General features: G+C 41.5%; 28 protein-coding genes. 20 read left to right on the top strand and 8 right to left on the bottom strand.

What is annotated here, in order from left to right; genetic code table 11:
* Window positions 1–10: 10 nt before the first annotated feature.
* The 6 genes from BK575_RS15940 to BK575_RS15915 all read left to right on the top strand — a co-directional run bounded on the left by BK575_RS15940 (window position 11) and on the right by BK575_RS15915 (window position 3,886).
* Window positions 11–1,306, top strand: a complete 1,296-nt coding sequence (locus BK575_RS15940; protein WP_078411506.1) for an arsenic transporter — start codon at window positions 11–13, stop codon at window positions 1,304–1,306.
* 238 nt (window positions 1,307–1,544) lie between these two features.
* Window positions 1,545–1,970 (top strand): arsenate reductase (thioredoxin), encoded by a 426-nt coding sequence (gene arsC, locus BK575_RS15935; RefSeq protein WP_078411504.1) that lies wholly within the window; start codon window positions 1,545–1,547, stop codon window positions 1,968–1,970.
* A 171-nt stretch (window positions 1,971–2,141) separates the two neighbouring features.
* A complete protein-coding gene (locus tag BK575_RS15930; protein WP_078411502.1) occupies window positions 2,142–2,444 on the top strand; it encodes a PAS domain-containing protein in 303 nt (100 codons plus the stop codon).
* Between the two features lie 11 nt (window positions 2,445–2,455).
* A complete protein-coding gene (locus tag BK575_RS29500; protein WP_078411500.1) occupies window positions 2,456–2,560 on the top strand; it encodes a hypothetical protein in 105 nt (34 codons plus the stop codon).
* 337 nt (window positions 2,561–2,897) lie between these two features.
* Window positions 2,898–3,557, top strand: a complete 660-nt coding sequence (locus BK575_RS15920; RefSeq protein WP_078411498.1) for a hypothetical protein — start codon at window positions 2,898–2,900, stop codon at window positions 3,555–3,557.
* Window positions 3,512–3,886, top strand: coding sequence for a hypothetical protein (locus tag BK575_RS15915; RefSeq protein WP_078411495.1), 375 nt, complete (start codon window positions 3,512–3,514; stop codon window positions 3,884–3,886). The genes BK575_RS15920 and BK575_RS15915 overlap by 46 nt, the downstream gene beginning before the upstream one ends.
* A gap of 50 nt (window positions 3,887–3,936) precedes the next feature.
* Here the strand turns inward: BK575_RS15915 and BK575_RS28690 are convergent, their stop codons facing one another.
* Together BK575_RS28690 and BK575_RS29410 are read right to left on the bottom strand one after the other, a co-directional pair.
* Window positions 3,937–4,086 (bottom strand): hypothetical protein, encoded by a 150-nt coding sequence (locus BK575_RS28690; RefSeq protein WP_169907847.1) that lies wholly within the window; start codon window positions 4,084–4,086, stop codon window positions 3,937–3,939.
* 774 nt (window positions 4,087–4,860) lie between these two features.
* On the bottom strand, window positions 4,861–4,995 hold the full coding sequence (locus tag BK575_RS29410) for a hypothetical protein (protein ID WP_268877740.1): 135 nt from the start codon (window positions 4,993–4,995) through the stop codon (window positions 4,861–4,863).
* Window positions 4,996–5,564: 569 nt separating this feature from the next.
* Between BK575_RS29410 and BK575_RS15905 the strand changes: the two genes are divergently transcribed.
* Window positions 5,565–6,140, top strand: a complete 576-nt coding sequence (locus tag BK575_RS15905) for an undecaprenyl-diphosphatase (protein WP_078411491.1) — start codon at window positions 5,565–5,567, stop codon at window positions 6,138–6,140.
* A gap of 92 nt (window positions 6,141–6,232) precedes the next feature.
* On the opposite strand, the gene BK575_RS15900 is transcribed toward BK575_RS15905, so the two are convergent.
* Window positions 6,233–6,754 carry a CBO0543 family protein gene (locus BK575_RS15900; protein ID WP_078411489.1) on the bottom strand — a complete coding sequence of 174 codons (522 nt, stop codon included), beginning with the start codon at window positions 6,752–6,754 and terminating at the stop codon, window positions 6,233–6,235.
* A gap of 43 nt (window positions 6,755–6,797) precedes the next feature.
* Between BK575_RS15900 and BK575_RS28685 the strand changes: the two genes are divergently transcribed.
* The 6 genes from BK575_RS28685 to BK575_RS15870 all read left to right on the top strand — a co-directional run bounded on the left by BK575_RS28685 (window position 6,798) and on the right by BK575_RS15870 (window position 12,035).
* Window positions 6,798–6,941 carry a hypothetical protein gene (locus tag BK575_RS28685; protein WP_169907845.1) on the top strand — a complete coding sequence of 48 codons (144 nt, stop codon included), beginning with the start codon at window positions 6,798–6,800 and terminating at the stop codon, window positions 6,939–6,941.
* Between the two features lie 113 nt (window positions 6,942–7,054).
* The gene (locus tag BK575_RS15895; RefSeq protein WP_078411487.1) at window positions 7,055–7,249 is read left to right on the top strand and encodes a hypothetical protein; all 195 of its coding nucleotides are present in this window, start codon (window positions 7,055–7,057) and stop codon (window positions 7,247–7,249) included.
* Between the two features lie 276 nt (window positions 7,250–7,525).
* On the top strand, window positions 7,526–9,031 hold the full coding sequence (locus tag BK575_RS15890; RefSeq protein WP_078411485.1) for a spore germination protein: 1,506 nt from the start codon (window positions 7,526–7,528) through the stop codon (window positions 9,029–9,031).
* Window positions 9,032–9,051: 20 nt separating this feature from the next.
* A complete protein-coding gene (locus BK575_RS15885) occupies window positions 9,052–10,152 on the top strand; it encodes a GerAB/ArcD/ProY family transporter (protein WP_078411483.1) in 1,101 nt (366 codons plus the stop codon).
* Window positions 10,149–11,225 carry a Ger(x)C family spore germination protein gene (locus tag BK575_RS15880; RefSeq protein WP_078411481.1) on the top strand — a complete coding sequence of 359 codons (1,077 nt, stop codon included), beginning with the start codon at window positions 10,149–10,151 and terminating at the stop codon, window positions 11,223–11,225. Before BK575_RS15885 ends, BK575_RS15880 begins: the two co-directional genes overlap by 4 nt.
* A 456-nt stretch (window positions 11,226–11,681) precedes the next feature.
* The gene (locus tag BK575_RS15870) at window positions 11,682–12,035 is read left to right on the top strand and encodes a hypothetical protein (RefSeq protein WP_078411477.1); all 354 of its coding nucleotides are present in this window, start codon (window positions 11,682–11,684) and stop codon (window positions 12,033–12,035) included.
* Window positions 12,036–12,258: 223 nt separating this feature from the next.
* Here BK575_RS15870 and BK575_RS15865 read toward each other — a convergent pair whose 3' ends face one another.
* Complete coding sequence (locus BK575_RS15865; RefSeq protein ID WP_078411475.1) at window positions 12,259–13,611, bottom strand: MFS transporter; 1,353 nt, start codon at window positions 13,609–13,611, stop codon at window positions 12,259–12,261.
* A gap of 568 nt (window positions 13,612–14,179) precedes the next feature.
* On the opposite strand from BK575_RS15865, the gene BK575_RS15860 reads away from it, so the two are divergent.
* Window positions 14,180–14,488 (top strand): tyrosine-protein phosphatase, encoded by a 309-nt coding sequence (locus BK575_RS15860; protein ID WP_078411473.1) that lies wholly within the window; start codon window positions 14,180–14,182, stop codon window positions 14,486–14,488.
* Window positions 14,489–14,532: 44 nt separating this feature from the next.
* Here the strand turns inward: BK575_RS15860 and BK575_RS15855 are convergent, their stop codons facing one another.
* Window positions 14,533–15,447, bottom strand: coding sequence for a DMT family transporter (locus tag BK575_RS15855; protein ID WP_078411462.1), 915 nt, complete (start codon window positions 15,445–15,447; stop codon window positions 14,533–14,535).
* Window positions 15,448–15,726: 279 nt separating this feature from the next.
* Between BK575_RS15855 and BK575_RS15850 the strand changes: the two genes are divergently transcribed.
* The 6 genes from BK575_RS15850 (at window position 15,727) to BK575_RS15825 (ending at window position 21,553) form a co-directional block, all read left to right on the top strand.
* Complete coding sequence (locus tag BK575_RS15850; RefSeq protein WP_078411461.1) at window positions 15,727–16,365, top strand: serine/threonine protein kinase; 639 nt, start codon at window positions 15,727–15,729, stop codon at window positions 16,363–16,365.
* Between the two features lie 193 nt (window positions 16,366–16,558).
* Window positions 16,559–18,052 (top strand): spore germination protein, encoded by a 1,494-nt coding sequence (locus tag BK575_RS15845; protein ID WP_078411459.1) that lies wholly within the window; start codon window positions 16,559–16,561, stop codon window positions 18,050–18,052.
* Between the two features lie 33 nt (window positions 18,053–18,085).
* On the top strand, window positions 18,086–19,180 hold the full coding sequence (locus BK575_RS15840) for a GerAB/ArcD/ProY family transporter (protein WP_169907843.1): 1,095 nt from the start codon (window positions 18,086–18,088) through the stop codon (window positions 19,178–19,180).
* Complete coding sequence (locus BK575_RS15835; RefSeq protein WP_078411455.1) at window positions 19,167–20,249, top strand: Ger(x)C family spore germination protein; 1,083 nt, start codon at window positions 19,167–19,169, stop codon at window positions 20,247–20,249. Before BK575_RS15840 ends, BK575_RS15835 begins: the two co-directional genes overlap by 14 nt.
* Window positions 20,250–20,586: 337 nt before the next feature.
* Window positions 20,587–21,066 carry a GyrI-like domain-containing protein gene (locus BK575_RS15830; RefSeq protein WP_078411453.1) on the top strand — a complete coding sequence of 160 codons (480 nt, stop codon included), beginning with the start codon at window positions 20,587–20,589 and terminating at the stop codon, window positions 21,064–21,066.
* A 76-nt stretch (window positions 21,067–21,142) separates the two neighbouring features.
* Entirely contained in the window at window positions 21,143–21,553 is a 411-nt protein-coding gene (locus tag BK575_RS15825) for a GNAT family N-acetyltransferase (RefSeq protein ID WP_078411451.1), read from the top strand.
* Between the two features lie 84 nt (window positions 21,554–21,637).
* Here BK575_RS15825 and BK575_RS15820 read toward each other — a convergent pair whose 3' ends face one another.
* The 3 genes from BK575_RS15820 to fdhF all read right to left on the bottom strand — a co-directional run bounded on the left by BK575_RS15820 (window position 21,638) and on the right by fdhF (window position 26,339).
* Complete coding sequence (locus tag BK575_RS15820; RefSeq protein ID WP_078411449.1) at window positions 21,638–22,711, bottom strand: P-loop NTPase; 1,074 nt, start codon at window positions 22,709–22,711, stop codon at window positions 21,638–21,640.
* 207 nt (window positions 22,712–22,918) lie between these two features.
* Window positions 22,919–23,395 carry a helical membrane plugin domain-containing protein gene (locus BK575_RS15815; protein ID WP_078411447.1) on the bottom strand — a complete coding sequence of 159 codons (477 nt, stop codon included), beginning with the start codon at window positions 23,393–23,395 and terminating at the stop codon, window positions 22,919–22,921.
* Window positions 23,396–23,408: 13 nt separating this feature from the next.
* On the bottom strand, window positions 23,409–26,339 hold the full coding sequence (gene fdhF / locus BK575_RS15810; RefSeq protein WP_407984385.1) for a formate dehydrogenase subunit alpha: 2,931 nt from the start codon (window positions 26,337–26,339) through the stop codon (window positions 23,409–23,411).
* Window positions 26,340–26,702 lie beyond the last annotated feature (363 nt).

The raw sequence follows: 26,702 nt of genomic DNA, 5'->3' as shown, positions 1-26,702 counted from the left end.
GGTTTGAACATTGACATCAACGATATTAGCGTCCGTGATTTTCTTGATCACGCTGGTCCTTGTCATTTGGCAGCCTAAAAACCTGTCGATTGGCTGGTCTGCCTGCGGAGGTGCAATTGTCGCGCTCATTGCAGGTGTGGTGGATTTTCAAGATGTGATGGATGTAACACAAATTGTGTGGAATGCGACGCTTACCTTTATTGCTATTATTATCATTTCTTTAATTTTAGATGAAATCGGCTTTTTTGAATGGGCGGCACTGCATGTGGCAAGAGCAGCGGGTGGCAACGGTGTAAAAATGTTCGTGTATGTTTCGATTCTTGGAGCGCTCGTCTCAGCCTTTTTTGCGAATGACGGTGCGGCGCTGATTTTGACGCCGATTGTACTGGCGATGGTTCGTGCCTTGAAATTTGACGAAAAAATGGTCTTTCCATTCATTATTGCGAGTGGATTTATCGCCGATACGACATCGCTTCCATTAGTCGTCAGCAACCTCGTCAATATTGTGTCGGCTGACTTTTTCGGAATCGGCTTTGCCGAGTATGCATCACGGATGATCGTGCCGAATTTCTTCGCGCTGTTTGCGAGTATTCTCGTTTTATTTTTGTACTTCCGCAAGCAAATCCCGAAACGATATGAATTGGCAGATGTCAAAAAGCCGGTGGATGCGATTCAGGATGAGAAGATGTTTCGTTTATCTTGGGTCGTGCTGGCTGTATTGTTGGTCGGTTACTTTGCGAGTGAATTCTTTGGGGTTCCCGTTTCATTTATCGCAGGAATCGTCTCGATTTTCTTTTTGTTCATGGCGAGAAAAAGTCCTGCGGTTCATACGAAGCAAGTACTTAAAGGTGCACCTTGGGCGATCGTGTTTTTCTCGATCGGGATGTATGTCGTCGTATACGGCTTGCGTAATGTCGGCTTAACGGGACTGCTTGCTGATGTGATTCAGATGAGTGTGGATGAAGGTTTGTTTGCGGCAACGATGGTGATGGGCTTTTTGGCAGCAATCTTGTCTTCTGTCATGAATAATATGCCGACGGTGATGATTGATGCACTTGCGATCGATGCGACAAATGCAACAGGAGCTGTAAAAGAGGCGTTGATTTATGCGAATGTAATCGGTTCGGATTTAGGTCCGAAAATTACGCCGATCGGTTCACTGGCCACCTTGTTATGGCTGCATGTCCTAAGTTTAAAAGGCGTGAAAATAGGCTGGGGAACATACTTTAAAACGGGAATCATCCTAACCATCCCAACATTATTCATCACCCTATTAGGACTCTACTTATGGTTGTTAATTGTTTAATCTATATATTTCCATATGTACTCCGCTTAATAACTGGGTATATCTTCATTTCATTGAGGAGTAATCATAAGCGGTCATTCAGACAACTTGAATTCATCTTCAAAGGTTTACCTATGCGGATGGCGCCAACCCCGAAAGGGGGGTGACAGCCGCTTAGGTCTAGAATATTTGACATGGCCGTTCTTTGGTCATGCCGAATATTCTACATCGATTTTTCATACTAAAGGAGACAGACAACATGGACAAAAAAATAATCTACTTCTTATGCACAGGAAATTCTTGCCGCAGCCAAATGGCTGAGGGCTGGGCGAAAAAACATTTGGGCGATGAATGGGAAGTACGCAGTGCAGGGCTTGAAGCACACGGATTGAATCCGAATGCCATAAAAGCAATGAAAGAAGCGGGTATCGACATTTCGTCTCAAACGTCTGATGTCATTGACCAGGAGATTCTAAACAATGCCGATTTAGTTGTTACATTATGCGGACATGCGGCCGACCATTGCCCTGTAGTAACTCCCCGTAAAGAAGGTGCGCGTAAGATACACGTAGGATTTGATGATCCCGCAGGCAAGGATTGGAGCGAGTTCCAACGTGTCCGTGACGAAATAGGGGAAGCTATGAAGTATTTTGCGGAGCATGGAAAGTTCCAAAATGAACAATAAAATGAAAAAAAGAGCCGGAGGCTGAGTGCCACGGCTCTTTTTTATTCGTCAAAAATCGGTTGCTAATTTTAGTGGGAATTGAATGGCTTAGCGTGATCACATCTAAAAATTGTGTTCAGCCGCTTAATTGTATATCATGAAAACAGTCTGAAGAAAGAAGGAGTTAAAGAAATGACTGATTTTGGACACTACGATTATCGGCTGGTTGCTGCTTCTGTCCTTGTGGCTATTGTTTCTTCATTTAACATGTCATTTTATACGCTTGGCTTCATAATGGTTGGCTTATTGTTGGGGGCCATTCTACATGCTTACTTCAAGCGAAATCGAGCGATAGAAAGGCATCGATTTTCTGAACAGCATTTTCACTCTCTTTTTAAGTACAGCCCTTTTCTTGTTCTTTTGATCGATCTTAACGGCCGGATTATAAATGTAAATCCAATGAGCAAACAAAGGACATCCCGGTCATCGCTTTAAGTGCCAATGCCATGCAGGCAGATATCGAAGCGGCCATGAACATCGGATTTGACGCTTATTTGACGAAACCGCTGAACATCAATGAATTTCTTGCGGTGTTAGATGAAATTTTGTAGACTATAAAGATGACCGAAAAGGGCCCCGTCACGAAATCCCGTAAAAACAGGATTTCGTGACGGGGCCTTTCACTTATTTATATGTAGCTGATACATCCGGTTATAAGTTTTTTTCTTTTTGGTTCTTCTACTTTTTTTCTATATATATTCTACTTAATAACTCGACACGTTTTATTCCATCGACAGGGATTCACAATTGGTTATCTAGACCACTGGAATAGCCATCCAAATTTTCTAAATCAATTTATATAAATCCACTCCCCCAAACTTCTTTTTTCTTCTATTTAATAAGTAGGGATATTTTTATTAATAGTGTGTGTTTAAAAAGGAGGACAAAATGAGTCGATTATTAATAGAAGATAAACCATTGATTGTATTGCCGTCACTTGCGGTGGAGCTGGGATTGAATGAGGCCATTTTTTGGCAGCAGCTGCATTATTGGCTGCAGGGAAGCCGTAATGAACGGGACGGTCATCTATGGGTATACAATACATATGAAAAATGGCAGGAACAATTTCCGTTTTGGTCGATCAGCACCATTAGAAGGATTATAGGGAAATTGGAAACGGGCGGCTACATTCAAACAGAACAGTTCAACAGCAGTCATAACAACCAGACAAAATGGTATCGCATCGACTATTCCAAGTTTGGGGACACGAATGGACCGGCTATTCAAAATGAACAAGGGAACCGTTCAACTTGGACAGGCGATTCGTTCAACTTGACCAATTCGTTACAAGAGAGTACTTCAGAGAATACGAACAGAAAAAAAGAGGATGAAGAAGGCGCGTCCGCACACTTCGTGAAAGTTGGCAAGAATGAGAATGAACAAGCTGACAGTAAAGAGGCACCGTGCCATTTTGAATCTGCTGCCTATGACTTGATGCTGGAAAGGGCCTTTCTTGAGCGTAGGGGACGCGGGCTTTATCCGAGTGCAAAGGATTTACAGGAGTGGTCCAAAGCGGTATCTGTTACGAAGAGGCAATCAAATGGCTGAACGAAGCGTTCGTTGCATACAAACCAAAATATCCAGGTGATCAGATTCATGCCTTTTCTTACGTGAAAGAGCATATTTTTAGACAGGCATATTTGAAAAAGGAACGGGAACGAATGACAGCTGAAACGAGGCAAAAAAACAGCAATCTTTCAGGGAACTTTATGAGGGCCTATGGACGGACTAAATCTGTGAGAAAAGAAATAGTGCCTGACCGGCTTGTAAATCCACAGGCAGAACGGAAGAGGACAGAGCACCAACCTGATTTTGAAGAGGAAAAAAGAAAGCTCATGTTAGAGCTCGCGCAGTACAAGAAAAATGAGGTGTCTTAAAGAAGAGTGGACTCCTGCTGAAAGATGTTTTTATTTAAACATCTTTCCTCTCAATGAATCTGTAAAATGGCGTCACTTAAAAGGAGGATGTCTTTATAGATTTCGTCTTTCGCTTCTCGATTATCGCACTTATCATAATCATTCATTAAGCGGCCAAGTTCTTTAATAAATAAAAGCTTTTCATCATATTCATCATGCATGATTGAACTACCCCTTTCCAAAAATGAAGAGCGTTACAGAACAAAGGTGATGAGACATGATGAATAACGCTCTTAACATCCATTCTTTCCAACTTGTTGTGAATATATGTATGAATGAAGGGAATTTAACCCGCTTTAGAATGTCTTATTCATATAAATACAAGCATGATCAAGGCTGCTTATATGTAGTTTGTATAGATGCTTTGATCTATGTCGAAAAAAATGAATATTGGTTCTGGTTATTATTTACTGTAAATAGTAAAATAGTATTAGTTTTTACCCGTCTTTTCTCAGATTTCCTATCACGATAAGCTATATACATATAAGGAAAAAGGGCAGTCCAGGGCCGGGTCTTTTTCGATTCACAAGCAAGGGGAGTCACTATGAAGACAAATTTTTTGAAAAAATCGATCGTTCCTTCATACAGGAGATGAAAACAAATAGTGCCGGAAAGGCCATTGTTATTTTCGAAACGAGTCGTTCAGTATCGGAACGTTCGTTCATTTAAGGTTTTATCATGTTAAAGGGATTGATTTCCAAAATATTGTATTAGTTTAAAGGAAGTGATGGATTTGAATCGGTTTCATTGTTGTGCGGCTTGCTGCCATTTTCAAGCGCTTAAAAACGAACGGGGCATGACTTACATTTGTTCGAGACTCGGTTATGAAACGAAACCTTCCTACAGGTTCAATTGTTGGGAGCCGTCTGATCGGGTAAAAAGAAGAATGGAGAAGGAAAAACAGTAAAAGCTAAAAACTTTTCATGCGTTGCTCATTACTCCACTTTCTCTTGTTCTAATTTCATCAATGCATAAAAAAAGCAAGTGATAATGAAAATAATAACCATGCACACGGCCAGACTGATGAAAAAAGAGGGATGCAGCATGTGTTCAGCCATCCAATCCAACATAAAGACACCTCTTATTTTTTTATCCCGCATAGCGGGGAGTAAGACGATCAAAATCATACTCTGTTGTTTTCTCCACACTTATTAAATTAGTATAGGCAAAGAGAAGGAAAAGCATACGGGGTGAACAGTAGAGAACGAGAAAAGCTGTGAAATGGAAGCAATTTTGTTACGATTCAACTGTACATAGAGAAGAGAAGCTCCGAACTGGCTCTGTTCGGAGCTTCTTTCTTGTGAAGTGACTAAAATATTTATATACATCCCATTTAATAACTCGACACATCTTCCTCTCATCGAAGGGTATCACAATTGGTCATCCAGACAGCCGCTTAGGTCTAGAACATTAGGCATGGCCGTTCTTTGGTTATGTCGAATGTTCTAAATCGATCTATATAGTAAATAAATTATAACAAAGCATCTCTTCATCTATATAGTTAGATATAAAAAATGGGAGATTCATGCTGATAATCTCCAAATAACACCAACAATCGCTCCTTCTATTAAACAAGGTACATGTTTCTTGTTTTGGGCGGAAATATTAGATGTATCTGCAAAATAAGGAGAGGGCTTTGATGGATAAAAAATGGTTTAAGATTATTAATGGGCTTGCGGGACGTTGTTCACCAGTGGATACAGCGATGATTGCCATTGCCAATAAAGCGCGCTATGTCTATCTTTTCGTTTTCATCTGGATGTGGTTTCAAAATAAATCTTCCCGGAAAACGGTTGTGCACGCAGGGGGATGTGCAGTCATTGCGGTGCTGGTCAACAGCTTGATCAAACTTCTGTATTATAAGCCGAGACCGTTTGTGAAACGGCGGGTCGGCATCTTGATTCCGTCTAAAACAGATTCTTCGTTTCCGAGTAAACATACATTGCTGGCATTTACTGTTTCGACTCTCGTTTTTCTGCGCAAGCCTGTACTTGGCTGCCGTTTGTGGGGACTTGCGGTCATGACGGGATTTTCGCGTATATGGACAGGGCACCATTACCCATCGGATATCATCGGAAGCGCTTTGATTGGAAGCCTGATTGGGATAGTCGGCCATACATGCTCTCGTTTTATTGATTTCCACTGGATTCGTTCGGTATATACTTACGTTCTAGAGTGCAGGTGCAGTAAACCGATGAATGATCGACTTGATTAATTGGAGGCTTGCGGGTCTTAAAAGTGGGAGAACAGGTCTATTCCATCGGAAGGTTTCCTTATTCTCCCATTATACAAGCCGAGCTTTTGGAGTCATTTCATTTTCAATAAAGGCGATGGAAACAAAAAGATGAGAAAAATGATGATTAGAATCGATAAGATCAGAGCTAGTAACGGCTTTTTATAATGAATCCTCAGCATGGTGAACATGAGCATGTTGAATATGGCACTCCACCATACATTCCATCCGTTATCATAAACAAAAAGGCCTTTCTTACTGAAAAGATACTCAATGATCCAAAAAAAGAAACTCCAGGAAAATACATAAAGATATTTCTTTTGTTTTTGGTCCCCCTCAGGGAAATGCTGCAAATAAATCATAATCGTAATGGGGACAACCAAAAAGGTAAATGCCGTTTCAATGAGCGTATGGTTGAGAAGAGGAGTTGTTTTCGCTTTGTAAGCCCATAACGTATGATTGTAGTAAAGAAAATTATAAAAAAGATTGCATATGATGAAATATTGAATCGTAGAATAATACTCTTTCCATGTTTTCCAATGAACGAATTTCTTTCCGATGATGATCCAAGCGACAACAACAAAGAGAAGATACATAACCGTGCTCCTTACCGCTGATTCTTTGATGAGGTGGAAATTTTTGCGCCTTTTTATCGTACTGGCTTCATATGTAGTGGCATTATTCTTTATTGCCTTTTTATATACGTCAAATACCTTGCCGCTGCTTTTTTATTTGGGGACACTGCTTGTCATTTTGTATATTGTCACGTTGATTATCAAGTAAAAGCCATTCGTAAAGAATATAATTTTTAGTAATAAAATGATTACATTTTGATGACATGGCAGGATGGAGTATGCTTTTGTCGAAAAAAGACATGGGAAAGGGAGGTGTTGGTTGTGCAACAATTTCCTGCATACTGGAGTGTTGAACGCCGCTATATGGAATATGAGAGCAATAAGTATATCATTGATATCATCAACAAAAACGGATTTCGAACAGTTGTCGAAAATTTAGATACAGGTAAAAGAAATGAAGGGTTTCATAAAACAAGTGAGAATGAAGCAGTGATGGAGGCGATTCGGAAGTTTTGACATAAATGGCTTTATTAAACACTGCCGTTGCTTTTCGCTTTTTTTCGTTTCATTCAAATGAGTCAAAAATCAATAGTAGGCTTTAACATAGCCAATTACATAAATAAGGAGACATGGGAAAAGAACACCCATGTCTCCTTATTTATGTATAAGAAAAGCTGGAGTTATAGATAATAAACGTATATTTTGGAAAACATTTCTCATTTGTATATAAAGGCTTCCTTATGTATGGTCCATCATTAAGGAAGTCACGGCTGGCATTGGTGGTGAAGCAAGATGTTTAACTGGTTTCAATTTAAAAAGAAGAAAACAGAAAATAAACAAAGTACCTTTAATGATCTCAGTGGATTGTTCGACGCCCTGTCAGCCTCAGCTGATTTCGTAAACAGTTCCCATAATGCAGCTGGCGGGATGTGTTGGATCACTTACATTAAAACGATGGTTAATCCTGATTTTATTTATAGTGCGGTTCTGTTCCCTCTTAGTGAAAAAAAATTCGGCAATCTTGATGAGCTAGAGGGGATATTGCCGATTGAAGACATCGCCATTACTGAGGATGTAGGGGAAATTCAGAATAAGTTGATGAGCGGATACATATTTATTCGCCTGCATAAAAACGCTCAAAAAGGCATTTTGTTGTCCGCCATTGCAAACGAAACACGGCAAGTATCTACTCCGGAAGTGGAATTCAGCGTTGTTGGGCCAAAAGAAGCTTTTGTAGAGACCATGGATACAAACATCAATTTGATCCGAAAAAGGCTGCCCATTCCGCAGCTGCACGTAAAAGAAGTGCGGGTGGGGAAAATTTCAAAGACGAGGGTAGGCGTTATGTTTATTGACGGTATTGCCAATCAGGAAAACATCAATACCGTTGTACAGCGAATTCAAGACCTGGAATATGATCAAATTCCGGACAGCTCGTTCATTACGCAAATGATAGCGGATAACAGCAATTCCCCATTTCCGCAGATCGTGGATACCGAGCGGCCGGACCGGGTGGCCAGTGTATTGACAGAGGGGAAAATTGCCGTTTTGGTAGACGGGTCCCCGCACGTCTTACTCGTCCCCATTACATTAGTGGAATTCTTTTCGGCCTTTGAGGATTATTTTCTGCCGTGGCATATCGCGTCAGCTTTTCGGTTGATTCGTCTCGGCGCCATCATGTTTTCCGTTTTATCCACGCCGTTATACGTAGCGGTGTTAACCTATCATTACGAAATGATTCCAACTGATTTATTGGCTACGCTTGTGTCTTCAAGAGCCGATATCCCTTTTCCTCCTTTCATCGAGGTTATTGTGTTGGAATTGGCGATTGAATTGCTGCGGGAGGCTGGAGCGCGCCTGCCAACGAAGGTAGGCCAGACAATCGGTATCGTAGGCGGTATCGTGATCGGGACGGCATCAGTAGAGGCAGGATTGACGAGTAATGTACTTCTCATCATCGTCGCATTAGCGGCACTTGCATCCTTTACGACACCGATCTATCAAATGAGTAATACGATCCGTCTAGTTCGTTTTCCGTTTATTTTATTTGCGCAGCTATGGGGAATTGTCGGGGTTTCATTATGTTTTTCCTATATTTTGGCGCATTTGCTGAAGCTTACATCAATTGGGCGTCCTTACTTGGCGCCGATCTACCCTATTCGAATCATGGACTTGAAGGACGCACTGTTCCGCCTTCCTTTTAACCGTCAGTCAAAACGCCCGATTCAAATGCGTCCGGAAGATTCCAACAGGTTTAATGCCGCTCGTACGCTTGAGAAAAGGGACAACAAGAAATAACAGTAGAAAGAAGAGGTCATATGCAGTCTTTCATAAAAGAAAACGAACAAGTCTCTTCGTATTTTGTATTTTTTCTTGTTCATTCGATGCAAATAGGAGTGGGGATATTGGGGTTTCCACACTATATTGCAACGGATGCCGGGAATGATGGCTGGATATCGGTTATTCTTGCTGGAATTGGCGTCCACGTTGTCGTCTGGTTATCTTATAAGGTATTGGATAAGAGCAAGGGAGATCTGATTGATGTCCATGCACAGCTATTTGGAAAATGGATCGGCGGTGCTCTTTCACTTTTATTCACGCTTTATTCCCTCGTACTTACGATTACAGTTTTAAGAACCTTTACGGAAGTCGTGCAAGTTTGGGTATTTCAGGAGCTATCGACATGGATTTTTTGCGCGGTTTTTCTTGTCATCATTTTTGCCTTTGTATCAGGGGGGTTCCGGGTGGTCACAGGCGTCTGTTTTTTAAGCGTCATCTACGGTCTGCCGCTTCTCATAGTGAATTACTTTCCGTTAAGACATGCACGCTTTGAGAATTTGCTGCCCATTTTGGATCATTCAATGGCAGAGCTGTTGAAAGCGTCGCAAACGATGACATTAAGTTTTATAGGCTTTGAGATGCTGTTTTTTTACTATCCTTTTATTAAACATGCAGCCGCTTCGCAAAGATGGGCTCACTACGGGGTTCTTTATAGTACCATCACTTATTTGATTATGGCTGTTGTCTCTTTTGTTTATTACAGTGAGGAACAGTTGGGGAAGCTCATATGGGCTACGATGACATTGTGGAAAATTGTGGATTTGCCTTTTGTCGAGCGATTTGAGTATGTGGGCATAGCCATTTGGGTGACGGTCGTATTGTCTAATCTTTGTTTAAGCTCATGGGGCGCCTATTATGGGTTTAATCGTTTATTCTCATTTTCTGCAAATGCCCGTTTTACAATGGCTGGGCTTGGGTTATTGATGCTGCTTGGCTGTGGATTTCTTACTACCCGTGGCCAAATTGATTTATTGAATAGCATCATGGCGCGTATCGGTTTTTACTTTTTTTATGCTTACATTCCGTTTCTCTTTCTCATTCAATGGGTGGTTCTTAAAGTAAAGGGGAGTCAAAGATGAAGAAAAGGCTTCTTCTAATGGTATGTATATGGACGTTGACAGGCTGTGTGCGTTCTTCAAGTATAGAGGATATCATGCTGGTCGAAGCGGTAGGTTATGATGAGAAAGGGGAGAAGACCATCGAAGCAACGGCCGCTGCAACGATTTATGGGACAGGAGAAGGAGGAACACAATCGGAGACGGAGACCTTTACAGGAAGTTCCCAAACGACGAAGGATATTCAAAAAGTGCTGCAATCTGAGTCGCCAAAGCCCATTCGTTTAGGAAAGCTAAAAGTGGCTCTTTATCATGATGAATTAGCCGAAAAAGGGATTTTTCCATATTTAGATTCACTAGGGCGCGATGCACGAATAGGAAGGCTGCTATTTTTGGCGATAGTAGACGGAGAAACGAAGAAACTGCTTGAAGGGAAATATAAGGCAAGTTCCACGGTTTCTAAATATCTGATTGATTTAATGGACCAAAACATGAGAGAAAATATCCCGCATGTCAATTTCCATGATTTTTATTACAGCTATCATGGAAAAGGGATGGATCCTTTCATGCCTCTCCTAAAAAAAGAAGGCAATAAAGTGAAAATTCAGGGGCTTGCTTTGTTTGATGGCGATCGATATGTCGATTCCGTCAGTTTTCAGGATTGTTTTGTTTTTAGGATGTTATATGAGAACTTTCCGAGCGGCTTGTACCAGGTGAAAATCCGAGACGACGATTATTTGGAAATTGATACAATTGCTTCTAAGGTTAGGTATGACATTAAACATGGAAATGATCATCCTATCGTTTTCATTGATGTAAAATTGCAGGGGCTCGTGGAAGAAACGATGGGGATGAGCATCACTGGGGAAGAAAGGATAAAAGAGCTAGAAAAGGCAACGGAGGAGCAGCTAAAAAAGCGGGCACTCAGCATGATTCGTGATTTTCAACAAAAGGGAATCGACCCGCTAAGGATAGGCAACAGAGCGAAACATCAAACGAGGGGATGGAGTGAAGAAAAGTGGGAGGAAGCCTATCCCGATGCTGAAGTGCATCTTGATGTAAAGGTTAAAATTATCGAAACGGGCATTAGGCAGTAACCTAACTCCCGTGTTTTTCCCTTTTTTCCTTGTTGTCATGAACCCATAGAGCGATCAGGGGAACGAAGAGGGTCCATGCGATGAGAAGCAAAGTACAAGATATGGCCAATGTATTTAATTGAAAGTAAGCCAAAGGAAAAATCAAAAAGAATAAGGCAAAGGGACTTAAAAATAAGAGTGTTTCCATGTTTCCACCTCCCTGTCTATCAGGCAGTTTTAGCATTCCCCGTTTACAGGAAAAAATGAAAGGATTTCCATATATCAATACGATGACAAAAATAAGACAATTGTAAAACAGTGTAATCCTCTCGAAAAACATCTGTAAAGATCGGTTGGTATAATGTAGGCGGGAACGAGTATCCGCTCTTTTTCCTTCCGCAAAGGACACTTTCATCAGTACGGGGCGTACGGTTTGTGAAGGTGGGGAAAAAGAAATCAGCAAGAGGGGGAAGCGTTATGGAGTCATATATTAAAAAGTCGCTGGAAGAATGGAAAGAAGAAATCTCCGAATTATTAGGCGCGATAGATGAAGAATATGAAAAGGTCAAACAAGATCTGAAGCTGTATACATATAAATATGGGATTACAAAGCAAGTCATTCAGTCAACGGTGAATGACGAAATCATCGAGAATATCCGGGAACTTTATCATAAGCCATTTGAAGAACGATACAATGAACTGAAGGAAGAAATCAAAGATTTGGAAGAAAAGCGCAAAGTCTTTCAAATGTTCGTCAACAAAATCGATGAAGTCAGCCGAAAAGAAGACGCAAAACAACCGTATATACCGAATGTTTTGCAAACTACATAAATCCACATCAATAACGGACCACGGATAAAAGAACATCCATGGTCCGTTGTTGATGCATAAGCAGCCGGAAAGCTCCCTTGCGGGTTCTTCCCGGCTGCTTGTATGAGAACCTTTGTGGGTTTATTCAAGATGAAAGAACAGAAAGGCGCAAATAGAATAAAAATATATAGCAAGTGTTAAGTAATCATACTTAGCAGGAAGGTTTTTATTTTCTTTTACATAGTCAGCTTATTTTGCTTCCGGCAGTGACAGTACTTCCGCTCTCAGATGTGTCATTTTTAATGAGGAATGTTGTGAGTAACGCGAAAATGCTTCCGACGAAACCGAATAGAAACAGATGATGGATTCCTTGCATAAAATCCGCTCCGCTCGTCAGTAGGGCTCCCATAATCGTTACCCCGATGGCCGTACCCATGTTGCGGCAAAACATGAAGAACGAAGTGGAAATTCCTTTTTCATGTCCTCCTACCAGCTGCTGGACACCAATCAATCCAACTGTGGACAGCAGTCCGTAAGCCAAACCTTGAACGATCATCACAACAAATACATATCCGAAGCCATGATGTTCATTCAATAGCACCAATAAAACACCGGACAAGAATAATAAAGCATTTCCAATCATCAACAATAGGCGATATCCGTATTTCAGGATCCATTTACCTGCAGGCACAGACACGATCATCCATCCGATGGCCACTCCAAGAAGAGCGGCGCCGCTCATAAACAGCGAGAGTCCTGCTATGTTTTGCAAGAATAATGGAATATAACTGGATGTCCCGAATAAAGCAAGGGTACCGATAAATGTGTTGATATTGATCCATGAAATCGTCTTGTTTTTAAACATGGAAAGCGGGACGATGGGCGACACCTGTTTTTTCTCGAAAAAATAGAAAACAACCATCAAGGCTGCTCCAATGACAGTATAAAGAGCTCTATTCTCTTCAACGACTGTCACTAAGAGAAGGAACGTGACCCCCACAGCGAATAGAGCAGCTCCGATATAATCTACGCTCGCTTTTTTCGGCTGATAATTTTCTTTATACGGTAAAAGGGTTAAAAGAGCGATTAAACAAACCGGTAAATTGACAAAGAAAATCCATCTCCATGTCATATACTCGACGAAGAAGGCCCCGAGTAAAGGAGCGAGGATGGCTGAAAGTCCCCACATTGCCGTAAATAAGGCCTGGATTTTTCCTCTTTTCTCAACCGGGAAGAGATCCCCTGCAATAATCGCAGGGAACGGCATCATAAACCCTGCTCCTATCCCTTGAATTGCACGGAAGATGACCAATTGAACCATACTTGCTGATATCCCGCAAAGAAGCGAACCAATTAGAAATAAAATGATTCCGAAACCGAATACTCTTTTCCTCCCAAATAGGTCGGACAGTCTGCCGGCCACGGGTGAGAGGATGGTCGTTGCGATCATATATGATGCAAATGACCAGGCATACAAATCAAAGCGTCCTAACTCTTTTGCGATGATGGGCATCGTCGTATTCATGATTGTTGTATCGATGGATGCCACCAACATCGCAAGAACAATGCTTATCATGACAGAAGTTCTACTTTTCATATATTAATCTCCTTCTAATACTAATAATTTAACAAGTTATTATACCTTATTATGACAGAAAATAGAAATAAAGAGGATGATTCACAAGGATAAAAATATCCTTGTGAATCATCCTCCTGAAAGGATCCGTCATGAAAATTAAATTAAATCAAGGAATTCAGTGACGGGTCCTTTCAGAAAAACCATTTTTTTGCGATGGAATTAGGACTTATGGAAAAGCTTCATTTGAATACGAGTTTCGGCAAGAAAACATGAATATGTACTTCATTTTCTATTATAGATCCGAGTACATGGTAAAATGATAAAAGGGCGATAATTAATTGGAAAAAATGTATAAATTTAGTAGGGTGCTACAGCATCTTCATGATATCATGTGAAAGGGCTGTTTTGTGCAGCATCAAAAATCAATAAGAAAGGCGGGATGAATGATGGGAAAAGATCAATTTAAATCATGGCTTGGAAAAGTATTCGTGGAGGAATATTCCACATAGCATAAAAAAGGCAGCATTTAGTGCTCGAAAGGAATAGAACATGAACGTTGCATTAGAGGTAAGGAAGCAATTCCAGTTTGATAAATTATACAATTTTCGGGATATCGGTAGGTGTGCCCCGTGAAACAGTGATTGAACAATACCTAATGTCCGATGATTTAATAAAGCCAAGAATGAAAAAAATCGAACGGTTTATTCGCTTCATGAGTTTATGGCAAGTTTCGCCTGAGCGTATAAAGCCGATGCTGGTCGTAAGGCGTGAATATTTGGAGGATGTGCTCGACTATATTTTAGAACAATATGGTTCGATCGAGAGTTACCTTATACGAACGTGCGGCATAGAAGAGAAGACAACAAAAGATTTACGAAACATGTTGGTTGAATAAGAAAGACAAAAACGTTACCGCAGCTGCGGTAACGTTTTGTTCATTTAGTTGGATTGGTTGGAAACCAACGTATTCCTCAGGTTTTTATTGGTTGGTTCCTGAACGATGATGACAGCTGCAATCACCATGATGATGCCAAGATATTGCCAGCTGTTTAACGTTTCATGAAAAAGGAGAAAGCTTGATAGAGCGGCAATGACGGGTTCGACTGTGGCAATGATAGATGCCCGGCTTGATTCTACTGCCGTTAACCCTTTTGTATACAAGATGTAAGCCAGCATTGTTGAAAGGAAGCCGAGACCTAAAATATACAGCCATACTTCCGTGTTTGCGAATAAAGGTAAGACCGACGTTAATCCGCTGAAGGGCGTGATGGCAACCGCTGCAAAAATAAACGTGTAAACCGTAACGGTTAAAGAGTCGTATTTTTTGAGTGCGAATTTCCCGAAAATGCTGTAAAGCGCATAGAAAAAACCGGAACCAAGTCCGAGGACGAATCCGTATAGGGAAATAGAGTCGCTTGTATTCGGAAAAATGCCGATTACAAAGGAGCAGCCGACAAATGTTATCAATAGGGCTGAAATTTTGCGCGGCGTTAGCGATTCGTGAAACCATATTCTCGAAAAAATAGTCACAAAGGCCGGAGCTGTATATAGAAGAATGGCTGCAATGGAAACGGAGGTTTCTTGAATCGCGTTAAACATGCACAAATTAAAAAATACAATACTGACAATACCGGTCCCGATAAAGTATTTACTATCCGATGCATTGATTTGCAATAGTTTCCGGTTTTTATAACTTGCATATACTATAAGAAAAAAAGCGGCGGCTAAAGCGCGTATGGAGACGACTTGTGTGGGTGTAAAGCCCAGTTCATAAAGCCGTGTGACAAAAACGCCGATAATTCCCCAGAAAGATGCTCCTATAATGATATAGAGATAGGCTAATTTTTTATCCAATTTTTATTCATTCCATTTCTCCTCTTAGAGGTTGTTCAAAAACTCCATAAAAGGAACACAGACTAATACCGCCGCACCCTGCAACAGCGTCTGTGTAACCCGTATCATGCGGGCCTACCTAACCATCAGTAGGGCTGAAGGATATTCCCTGCTGATGGAAACTTTCTTCATCATAACAGACTTTTCAAAAAAATTACATACTTTGAAAATGAAAGTAATGCTTATCAAGCGTATAGTTATCCATTAAACTAAAATCATCACAATGGTAAGGATGGTTACATGCGAGAACGATTGATTCAGCTAGTCGAACAACAACTGTTGCCAAGTCTGGAGCTGCATGCTCCCGCTTTACACAATCCCGTCGTAGTAGGTAATATCCCGGATGATTGGGAATGCATTGGAAGGGGAAACTATGCTGCAGTATTCGTCCATAAGGAATACGAGAAGTGGGTGGTGAAAGTGTACGCCCATGATTATGAAAGTGTTGAAAAAGAAACCCGTGTGTACAGGAAGCTAGGGGATCATCCGGCCTATTCCGAACTGATTGCGAGCGGTTCTACTTATTTGATTTTAAAACGGCTGCACGGCTTGACATTGTATGAGGCTGTAAACAAAGGTGTCCTGATCCCAAAAAGCGTAATTGAAGACATTAATATAGCGCTTGATTATGCGAAAAAAAGAGGGCTCAATCCAATGGATGTGCATGGAAAGAATGTCATGATGAGTGAGGGGCGAGGCTATGTCGTTGATGTCTCAGACTTTCACAAACCGGGCAGAGACCGAAAATGGAAGGACTTGGTGACTGCCTATTACCGCCTTTATTTGCCGTTCTTTTATAAATTCAATATTCGGGTGCCGTACTGGGTGCTGGATGTGACGAGGCATGTATATAGATTTTACCGCCGATTGAAAAATTGAATCCGTCTAAAGAATGGAACATGGAGAAACGTCTATGTTTCATTTTTTATATTATTCATACTAAAAAATGCGAAATAAACCAAAAATCGACATAATTCTTCTCGTTCATCTGATTTTTATTGTTTGTGCTTCTCTTAATCCGTCCATAATGGGAATAATCTATTATTTTAGTAATCGGTTAAGGTGGTTTTTCATGAGAAAGCGGCTGAAAGGAAAGAGTGTCGATGTAGAAAAAGATCAAACATTAGAAAATCTGCTGGCACAGCTGCAGCAATCCAGTGATTTTACGATTTTTGACTTGTGGACAGATAAGCACTTATTTTATGTCGGTTACTATACCTCGTTAATTGATGTCGAAATTTTACATCGGGATGTCTTTCCGTATATCCATCGATCACAGGTGGATTCCATTGCGCAATTACCTCCTGTTTTACCGGTAGAAGATTTGGTTATGACAAGTGAAGTTTCTCAAGTGCAGGATAGATTGTTGGCTGGTTTTATCATGATCTTTAATAAAAATGAAGAGGGGAAAACGCTGCTTTTGAAAGCCAGTGTGGAAAGAACGAGACAAGTGGCGGCCCCCGAAGTAGAATTCAGTGTCGTCGGACCAAAAGAATCATTTGTTGAATCGCTTGATACAAATTTAAATTTGATTCGAAAAAGGCTTCCGCTGCCCGAATTGATTGTAAACGATGTTATCGTAGGGAAACTTTCCAAAACAAGAGTGTCGATTCTCTATATTGAAGGAATTACAAACAAGGAAAATATCAATACACTGACCCAAAGAATAAAAGATTTGGACATCGACCAGGTGAACGATAGTTCTTATATCACCCAATTGATACAAGACAATCATAATTCTCCCTTCCCGCAATTGATTGATACAGAAAGGCCGGATCGAATTGCAGCGGCATTGGCCGAGGGGAAAGTCGCGCTGCTCGTAGATGGTGCACCGCACGGTCTTATAGGTCCTACTAACTTGGTGGAATTTTTTTCGGCTTTTGAGGATTATTTCTTAAATTGGATTGTGGCCTCCTTCTTCCGGATTGTCCGATTCTTTGCAGTGTTATTTTCAATCTTGGTGACCCCGCTTTATGTGGCGGTTCTTACTTATCATTATGAATTGATTCCAAAAGACTTGGTAAGCGCTCTTGTCATTTCCCGAAGCGTAATTCCGCTCCCGCCGATTCTTGAGGCTTTAGTGTTGGAATTGGCCATTGAGCTGCTGCGAGAAGCAGGGGCGAGACTTCCGACAAAGGTCGGTCAGACGATTGGTATCGTTGGAGGGATTGTGATTGGAACCGCGTCGGTAGAAGCGGGATTGACGAGTAACGTATTGTTGATTATCGTGGCTCTTGCCGCTCTTGCCTCTTTTACGACACCCGTATACCAGATGGGCAATACGATTCGTTTAATTCGGTTCCCGTTTCTGTTGCTTGCCCATTATATCGGATTACTCGGAGTGGCAATTTGTTTTTGTTTTCTTCTTATTCATTTATTGCGCTTAACGTCATTAGGCCGGCCGTTTCTTGAACCTTTATATCCTCCAAGACTGACAGATTTAAAAGATGCCATCATTAGACTCCCGATTTCGTTTCAGGCAAAGCGTCCCATCCAGCTGCAAACTGAGGACACGATGAGGTTTAATGAGGATAAAGCGAAGGAAAGGCATGATAACAAAGAATAGAGGATGGGTCAAAAAGGAGAGAAGGATTGCAAAATGGAAAATAAAAATGTTCAAATATCGCCATTTCTTGTGTTCTTTTTGATTCATTCCATTCAAATCGGAGTGGGAGTGTTAGGATATCAGCGGATTATCGCAAAATCGGCCGGAAATGATAGTTGGATGGCTGTCATCGCAGCGGGAGCAGCCGTGAACTTTGCCATTTGGATTATGTATAAATTACTGGATAACGCAAATAAGGATTTAATGGGCATTCATCAAAATCTATTCGGGAAGTGGTTCGGAGGAATGCTTAGTTTTATTTGGATTTTCTATTGGATGATGATGAGTGTCATTACATTAAGAAATTATATGGAAATTGTTCAAGTATGGATGTTTCCCAAAATCAATCTTTATATGTTCTGCCTGATTTTTCTGTTGCTAGTCTATTACGGGGTGTCGGCCGGATTTCGGGTGGTGGCGGGAATTTGTTTCTTAGGAGTGGTCATTCCGTTTTATTTAGTGTTGACGTTTCTGTTCCCGCTTGAACATACGGAATTCCGGCATTTACTGCCTATTTGGAACCATTCTTTTCAAGATATGGCCATTGCGTCAAAGGATATGTCGTTTAGTTATTTAGGTTTTTCCACTTTATTGATGTACTATCCCTTTCTTAAACATCCGCGAAGTTCGCAAAAATGGGCACAACTTGGACACCTTTTAACAGTTGGCATGTATACGAGTTTAATGGTCATTACGACTGCCTATTACAGCGAGCAGCAACTAGGCAGACAAGTATGGGCGACGCTGACTATGTGGAAAATTGTAGAAATGCCGTTTGTCGAGCGATTTGAATATATTGGTATTACCTCATGGATTCTTGTCATCCTTCCTAATATTTGCCTGTTCACTTGGGCAGCCGTAAAGGGGGTAACGGGATTGTTTACGATAAAACCTGACAAAGTGTTGATCATCGTTCTTCTTTTATCATACATCCTATGTGTAACGATTCGAGGAAGAGATTCCATCAATCTTGTGACGGACTGGATGTCCAAGGTGGGGTTAATTTTGAATTTCTTTTATATACCGTTCCTTTTGGCACTATGGAGCATGAGATCATGGGTAAGGAAAAAAAGACATGAACATAACTAAATTCGGATGGTTGCTGGCACTGATGGTCTTATCAGGATGTATGAACATCGAAAAAAAGATATTGGACGATGTGCAAATCACAACAGCGGTCGGATATGATGCGGTTGATAAGAATACGATTAAAGCTACAGTGGTAACCCCTAGTTATCAACCGGATAAAACGGTAAAAAATGAAACTTTCATAGCCGTTTCACAGTTAAGCAAAGAGGTGAGAGAGAAAATTGATCGACAGTCCGACAAGCCTTTTGTAAGCGGAAAGCTGGAAATCACACTCTACAGCAAGGAGTTAGCGAAAGAAGGCTTGATTCAAATTCTGGATACACTCCAGCGTGATCCGGCAATCGGGTCCAACCTTTATTTGGCGGTTGTAGAAGGAAGTACGAAAGAGCTGCTGATGAAACAATATGGAAACCTCGATAATGGAATCTATTTATCCAATTTAATCGATCAAAATATTAAACACGGAATGCTGCCAGAAACCAATTTACATGAATTTCTTCATGCGTATTATTCGGAGGGAGCGGATCCCTTTTTACCATTGTTAGAAGCAAAAGGTGGAAAAGTCAATATAAAAGGGATTGCGTTATTTGACAAAGATAAATATGTCGATCAACTTGAAAGCGAAGCCGCTTTTGTGTTTAAGACCATGCTGGAGAAATTTTCGAACGAGGCTTCTTTTAATATAAATCTTAGTGAGGAAAAGGAAGAGTATGCCTCTGTCTACAATATTTCTGCTAAAAGGGATTACAAGATTTCGAAACCTGCAACAAACCCGGACATTACGATACATGTGAAAATAGATGCCATTTTAAGAGAGTTTTCGGGTGAACGGGTCGATAAAAAAATCCTGCAAAAAATTGAAAGGAAAATGACAGAAAAAATCGAAGGCAAGGCCAATGAGATGATGAAAGAATTTCAGAAGTTCGGTATCGATCCTCTTGGAATCGGGGAGCAAATTAGAACCCGAACGAGAACCTGGGACAAAAAGAAGTGGGAGGAGATATATCCTGATATCCCCATTAAAGTGAAGGTAAAAGTGGATGTAACAGAATCGGGTGTTATTGAATAACACTTCTTCTATGAATGATTCATGAAGCGTATAATAGATGTGCTTTACAAAAAATAACAAAATCCCCCCTGTTCAGACTCCTTAAGGATACCTGCAAGTGGAGCGGACAAGAAGGAAGTAAATGGCGTTTTGAAGTTGTTGAATGTGTTAAGATGAATAGGAACTTTTACTCTCTGTCAAAAGAAAAAAGAGGAAAATTCCATTTTTTTCTTGAATAGAACATACGTTTGTTTTATGATGATATTAAGGAGCTTTTTGATTAGTAAGAAGGAAAAACAGTATATTTGTAAAGTCCGTCAAAGTTTAATATATTACGATATTTTGAGGAGAGAGATGGATGGATCCTAACTTCACCTACTTAGAAGAGAAAAAAGTAATAGGAATCGGGTGTCGAACGAGCAATCAATTAGAAGCGAGCAGGGAAGGAAACATTCCGAAGTTATGGGGTGAATTTTATAGCCGGCAAGTAGGAAACAGCATTCCAAACAAAAAGAATGGATACATACTTGGTGTTTATACGAATTATGAAACGGATGTAAACGGAACATACACGATGATGATTGGCTCAGAAGTGTATTCAGAGGAAGGTGTGCCCTCAAGTTTGATTCATACAACGCTTCCAGCCTCTAAATACGCAGTGTTTCCATCGGAAAAAGGGCATGTTGCCGAAGTTGTTCCTAAAGCATGGGCATCTGTGTGGGAATGGTTCCGACAATCAAACATCAAACGGGCCTATAAAGCAGATTTTGAACTGTATGATGAGAGGAGCATCGACCCCGAAAATGCGATTGTAGAGATTTATGTCTCTATTAAATAACATAGCCGAAAGGCGGCCTGGACTTGATAAGGAAAAGGGCTGCCTTTCCATTTCATAAAGATAAGGGGGCAGGAATATGAATGTACAATATGACGTTTTACATAAAGCACCGACAGCGGAAGAGTATGTTCATTTGCGAGTGGCTGCAGGGCTAAGTCCGAAAAGCTTACAGGCAGCTGAAAAAGGAATGGAAAACTCCATTTTTGCCGTGACTTTACGAACGTCTTCCCAGTTGATCGGGATGGGGAGAATCATCGGTGATGGCGGCTGTTTCTATCAAATCGTCGATATCGCCGTCGAACCGGGATATCAGGGAAGGGGATTAGGAAAAGTTATCATGTCGGAGCTGACGGCTTATTTAAATGATCATGCACCTGAAGGGGCTTATGTCAGTCTACTCGCGGATGTTCCGGCAGACAAATTATATAAACAGTTCGGCTTTGACTATACACAACCAAAATCGGTAGGGATGTATAGAAGGTATTAAAATAAGGTTTAGAAAATTCGGCATGACTAAAGAACAGCCATGCCGAATTTTCTAAACCTTTGAGAAGAATGAACAGATATGCTTTTATACTTGTTTATTCATTTTTTCTACGCTAAAAATAATATCTTCCGCAAGGTTTGTAAATGCTTCGCCGATCAGCCACTCTTCATCGTAAACAGACGATCCTGTATTTTCTTCAGGCTGTGCAAAGGGGATTTGAGCAAGCACAGTTATATTTAACTGCTCTGCTAACGCGTCTCCGCCACCTTGGCCGAATAAATACTTTTTCGTGCCGTCTTTATCCTCGTAATAGGCCATATTCTCGACAACCCCTAAAATCTCGTGCTTTGTATGCACAGCCATCGCGCCGGCTCTTGAAGCAACAAATGAGGCGACGGTGTGAGGAGTGGTGACGATGATTTCTTTTGCCTGTGGAATCATGGCTGCGACATCAATTGCAACATCTCCAGTGCCGGGCGGTAAATCGAGAAGAAGGTAATCGAGTTCTCCCCAATGTGTATTCACCAAAAAGTTACGAATCCACTTGTTGAGCATCGGTCCGCGCCACATGACCGGATTGTTATCAGGGGAAAAGAAGCCCATGGACATAACTTTCACCCCGTGGCTTTCAACGGGAATGGCCGTTTGATCAATCATCGTCGGTTTTTGCTGAATATTCATCATCGCAGGAATGCTGAAACCGTAGATGTCTGCATCCAGTATGCCGACTTTTTTCCCGGAACGGGCCAACGCCGCCGCCAGGTTGATGGTGACCGTTGATTTGCCGACCCCGCCTTTACCGCTCGTGACGGCGATGAAGGTTACACCAGAGTCAGGGCGCAGCATTTTTGGCATGCCGCTGTCGGTCGTCGCTTCTTTTTTCAAGGATTGCGTCAGTGCGGCAAGCTCTTCTTTTGACATTGCTCCAAATTTGAGCGAAACGGAGGCAGCACCGAGTTTTCGCAGTGTCTCTTCAATATCCTGCTGGATTTTCGCTTTTAACGGGCATCCTTGAATCGTCAAGAGGACTTCCAGCATAATGTGGCTGCCATCAAGTATTTGAATATTTCTTACCATATTTAGCTCTACAATGCTTTTATGAAGCTCAGGGTCTTGTACCGGTTTAAGCGCTTCTAGCACCTGTTCGTTTGTCAGCATGATAACACTCGCTTTCCGTTTGATCAATCATTAAAGTTTTAATCATCAAATCTTAGGGTAGTAATTATGATAGATTTCTCTATAATGGAGAAGACCTCCAGTAAAAGAAACCACCGTTCACCCTTTCTATTACTTCATGAACCATAGAAGGGGAACGGTGATGGTAAAGCTATTCATAAATCTTAAAAAGTTGGTACAGGATGTTTTTTATTTCAAGCCTTTCCCCATACCTTTTAAAAAGTGCATTCCGAACCCGATGGCACGGTTAATGTCAGGGTCTTTCAATGCTTTGAACAAATCGAACATGCCGATTGGTTTTGGGTTTTGAGCCTGTTCGTTCGCCTCATTCATGCCGCTGACGACGCTGTTGACGAGTTTTGTCGTGACTTCAGGGTCAACGGTTGTAAGGGCGCCGGTTGCTCCCATGACAGTGTTGATTAAGTTGGTGATGGGTTCACGGGACACTTGGCCGACTGCAATTTTGGCGATCTTGTCTTTTGCCTGGAGCATGGAGCTTGCCGCTTCAAGCATTCCGCTTTTATGAAGTTCACGAACGATTTCCAGCGTTTGATTCAATGCTTCATCGTTGTCAGCCAGAAGAGCCTTTAACTCTTCCAGCTTTTGCTGTTTCATTTCTTCTTCTGTCAGTATCCGCTTTTGAATCGTTGTAATCGGTTTTGCCATTTTCCTCTCCTCCTTAAACTTGGTCTGTCAAGTGAACATATCCCGGACGGTTCCACTTGCGTTCAACTTCAACGCCGTTTTGAGGATGGCGCTTTTTGTTCCTTGGGCTTGTCATTGGCAGTGGCACGGCACCGTCTTCGCGAATGACTTCCATCCGTACTTTTGTTTGTTTATAGGCAGGTGTATGTGTCACAATATCAAAGCCATTCCCTGTGAGCAGGTTGACCGCTGTTTCATGGCTCGTGGAGTGCATTGGTACATAAATTTCTTTTCCACGAACCCGATCCGTTACTAATACACTGAGTTTAATGGAGCCGTATGGAGATGCAAGACGGACAAGGGAACCGTTTTTCACACCGCGTTCACGCGCTAATTCCGGTGAAACTTCCACAAATACTTGAGGGAGCTTTTTATTGATTCCATCGGATTTTGTGGTCATGTTTCCTTCGTGGAACTGTTCAAGTAAACGTCCGTTGTTGAGCGTTAAATCAAATTCAGCCGGGTATTTTACCGGCGGAACATATTCAAACAGGGCCAAGCGTGCTTTTTTATCCGGGAAGTTAAAGCCGTCCAAGAACAAGACCGGTGTGTTTGTTCCATCTGGCGACCCCCAGTTAAAGCTGTTCCATCCTTCTAATACGTCGTAATTACATTGGCTGAAGAATGGTGTCAGGCTCGACATTTCCGTAAAGATTTCGCTTGGATGCGTGTAGTTCCATTCATAGCCGAAACGTTTAGCAACTTCTATAAAAATCTGCCAGTCCGGTTTGCTGTCGCCAAGCGGATCTAAAGCTTTATATAAACGCTGCACACGACGTTCAGTATTCGTGAATGTACCATCTTTCTCCAATGAAGGCGCACCAGGTAAAATAACATCCGCAAATTGGGAAGTAGTAGTAAAGAAAATTTCCTGTACCACTAAGAAGTCGAGTTTTGCAAGCATCTCCTGCGTATGGTTGGAATCAGCATCCACCCATGCCATTTCCTCTCCGGCAATATACATGCCTTTTAGTTCGCCGCGGTCAATGGCCGCCAGCATTTCAATGTTGTCGAGACCGGACTTTTCGGAAATTTTCACACCATATGCTTTTTCAAACTTCGCACGAACTTCATCATTGGCCACTTGCTGGTAACCAGGGAAAATGTTTGGCATTGTTCCCATGTCAGAAGCACCTTGTACATTATTATGTCCGCGTAATGGGAAAGCACCTGCACCAGGGCGAGCCATGTTTCCAGTAATAAGAAGCAAGTTGGCGATAGCAGCAGATGTATAAGAACCGGCATTGTTTTGTGTAACACCCATCCCCCAGCAGATGGCTGTGCCGTCTGCATCACGGATCATTTCGGCTACTTGAATTAATGTTTCTTTTTTAATACCTGTTTCTTTTTCTGCAAATTCTAGTGTATATCGTTCAAGGATTTTGACGTACTCATCGAAGAAATTCACTTTTTCCTCAATGAACTTCTTGTCATGCCAGTCTTGGTCAATCATGTATTTCGCAACAGCTGCCAGCCATACATAATCCGTTCCTTGTTTTGGACGGATAAATAAGTCCGCGCGGTCCGCCATTTCATGTCGGCGCAAATCGACTGTAATTAATTTTTGGCCGTGCAATTTATGTGCACGCTTAATGCGTGTTGCTAAAACCGGATGTCCTTCCGCAGGGGCACAGCCGACTAAAATGACGAGACCGGCAGAAGCGATGTCTTTAATGGTTCCGGAGTCGCCGCCGATTCCTCCTGTTTGCTGCAATCCCCATGAAGCTGGTGATTGGCAATAACGGGAGCAGTTATCCACGTTATTTGTTTCAAATACTTGGCGGGCCATCTTTTGCATCAAGTAGTTTTCTTCGTTTGTCATTTTAGAAGAAGAAATAAAGCCGAGCGCATTGCTTCCATACTGCTCTTTAATGGCACCTAATTTGCTGGCAACAAGATCTAATGCTTCATCCCAGGTTGCTTCAACAAACGTATCGCCTTTACGGATCAACGGTGTTGTAATGCGTTCATCGCTGTTGACGAAATCCCAGCCGAATTTTCCTTTTACGCATGTTGAAATCGCGTTGACCGGCGCTTTAGAGGTCGGCTGTATCTTCAAAATTTTACGGCCTTTTGTCCACACTTCAAATGAACAGCCGACGCCGCAGAACGTACAGACTGTTTTTGTCTTTTTCGTTCTTGTTTCCCGCATCGCCGCTTCCACTTCGGAAATCGCGAAAATGCCGCTGTAACCAGGTTCGACTTCTTTGACAAGATTAATCATCGGATCGAGAAGATCTTGTTTCATGCCTGTCATGAAGCCGGCTTCACCCAGCATGGATTTTTCCATTAATGCATTACATGGACAAACGGTGACACATTGACCGCAGCCGACACAGGAAGAGTTGTTAATGGAAACGCCATCATCCCAGATGACACGAGGACGTTCCGCTTCCCAATCAATTGATAATGTTTCGTTCACCTGAAGGTTTTGACATACTTCCACGCATTGGCCGCAAGCGATACATTGATTCGGATCATAACGATAGAAAGGATGGGACATGTCAACTTCCGTCGGGTCTACTTTCGGTGTATACGGAATGGATTGATGCTCAATCTCCATCATTTCTGCGGTATTATGTAATGTACAGTTTCCGTTGTTATTGTCACAAACCGTACAGTATAATAAATGATTTTCCAATAGACGGTCCATCGCTTCATACTGTGCTTCTTTTGCGCGGGCTGATGTTAATTCGACGTTCATGCCGCTGCGAGCTTTCGTGGAACAGGAACGAACTAATTTTCCGTCCACTTCGACAATACAGGTGTCACACGTTTGGATCGGATCAACTTCAGGCACGTAACAAATTTGCGGATGCGCAATCCCGTGTTCATTGATTATTTCTAAAATCGTTGAATTTTCTTTTGCATCATATTCTTTGCCGTTAATGTTTAGTTGAATCATTTTGTCATTCAATCTATAAACCTCCCAATTTAATAGATAAGTACCACTTAATTTTTAATGTCACCCTGGTCTGTGCTCTTTTTTAGTTTTTTGGGGTTAGCATCCTGAATAAAAGAAAAAGGTTCTCGTATCAGTGGTCGGCAAGAACCCGCAAGGGAACTTGCCGACCACTGATGCGTAAATCAAGAAATATGGGCGCTCTTTGCCCATATTTCTTGATTTATGGTATAAAAAAACCACCATAAGTACATAAACCTCCCATTGGAAAGGTTTATAGTTCTTATGGTGGAATAGTTCATTAGCAGGTCTTACTAATCTACCAATCCATCATTAAATTAAAAAGATAAAACGCTAACAGTTTCT

The sequence above is a fragment of the Priestia abyssalis genome (assembly GCF_002019595.1).
GTDB lineage: Bacteria > Bacillota > Bacilli > Bacillales > Bacillaceae_H > Bacillus_BA > Bacillus_BA abyssalis.
The sequence above is the reverse complement of the archived record's forward strand: the minus strand, read 5'-3'. Positions and strand labels throughout refer to the sequence as shown.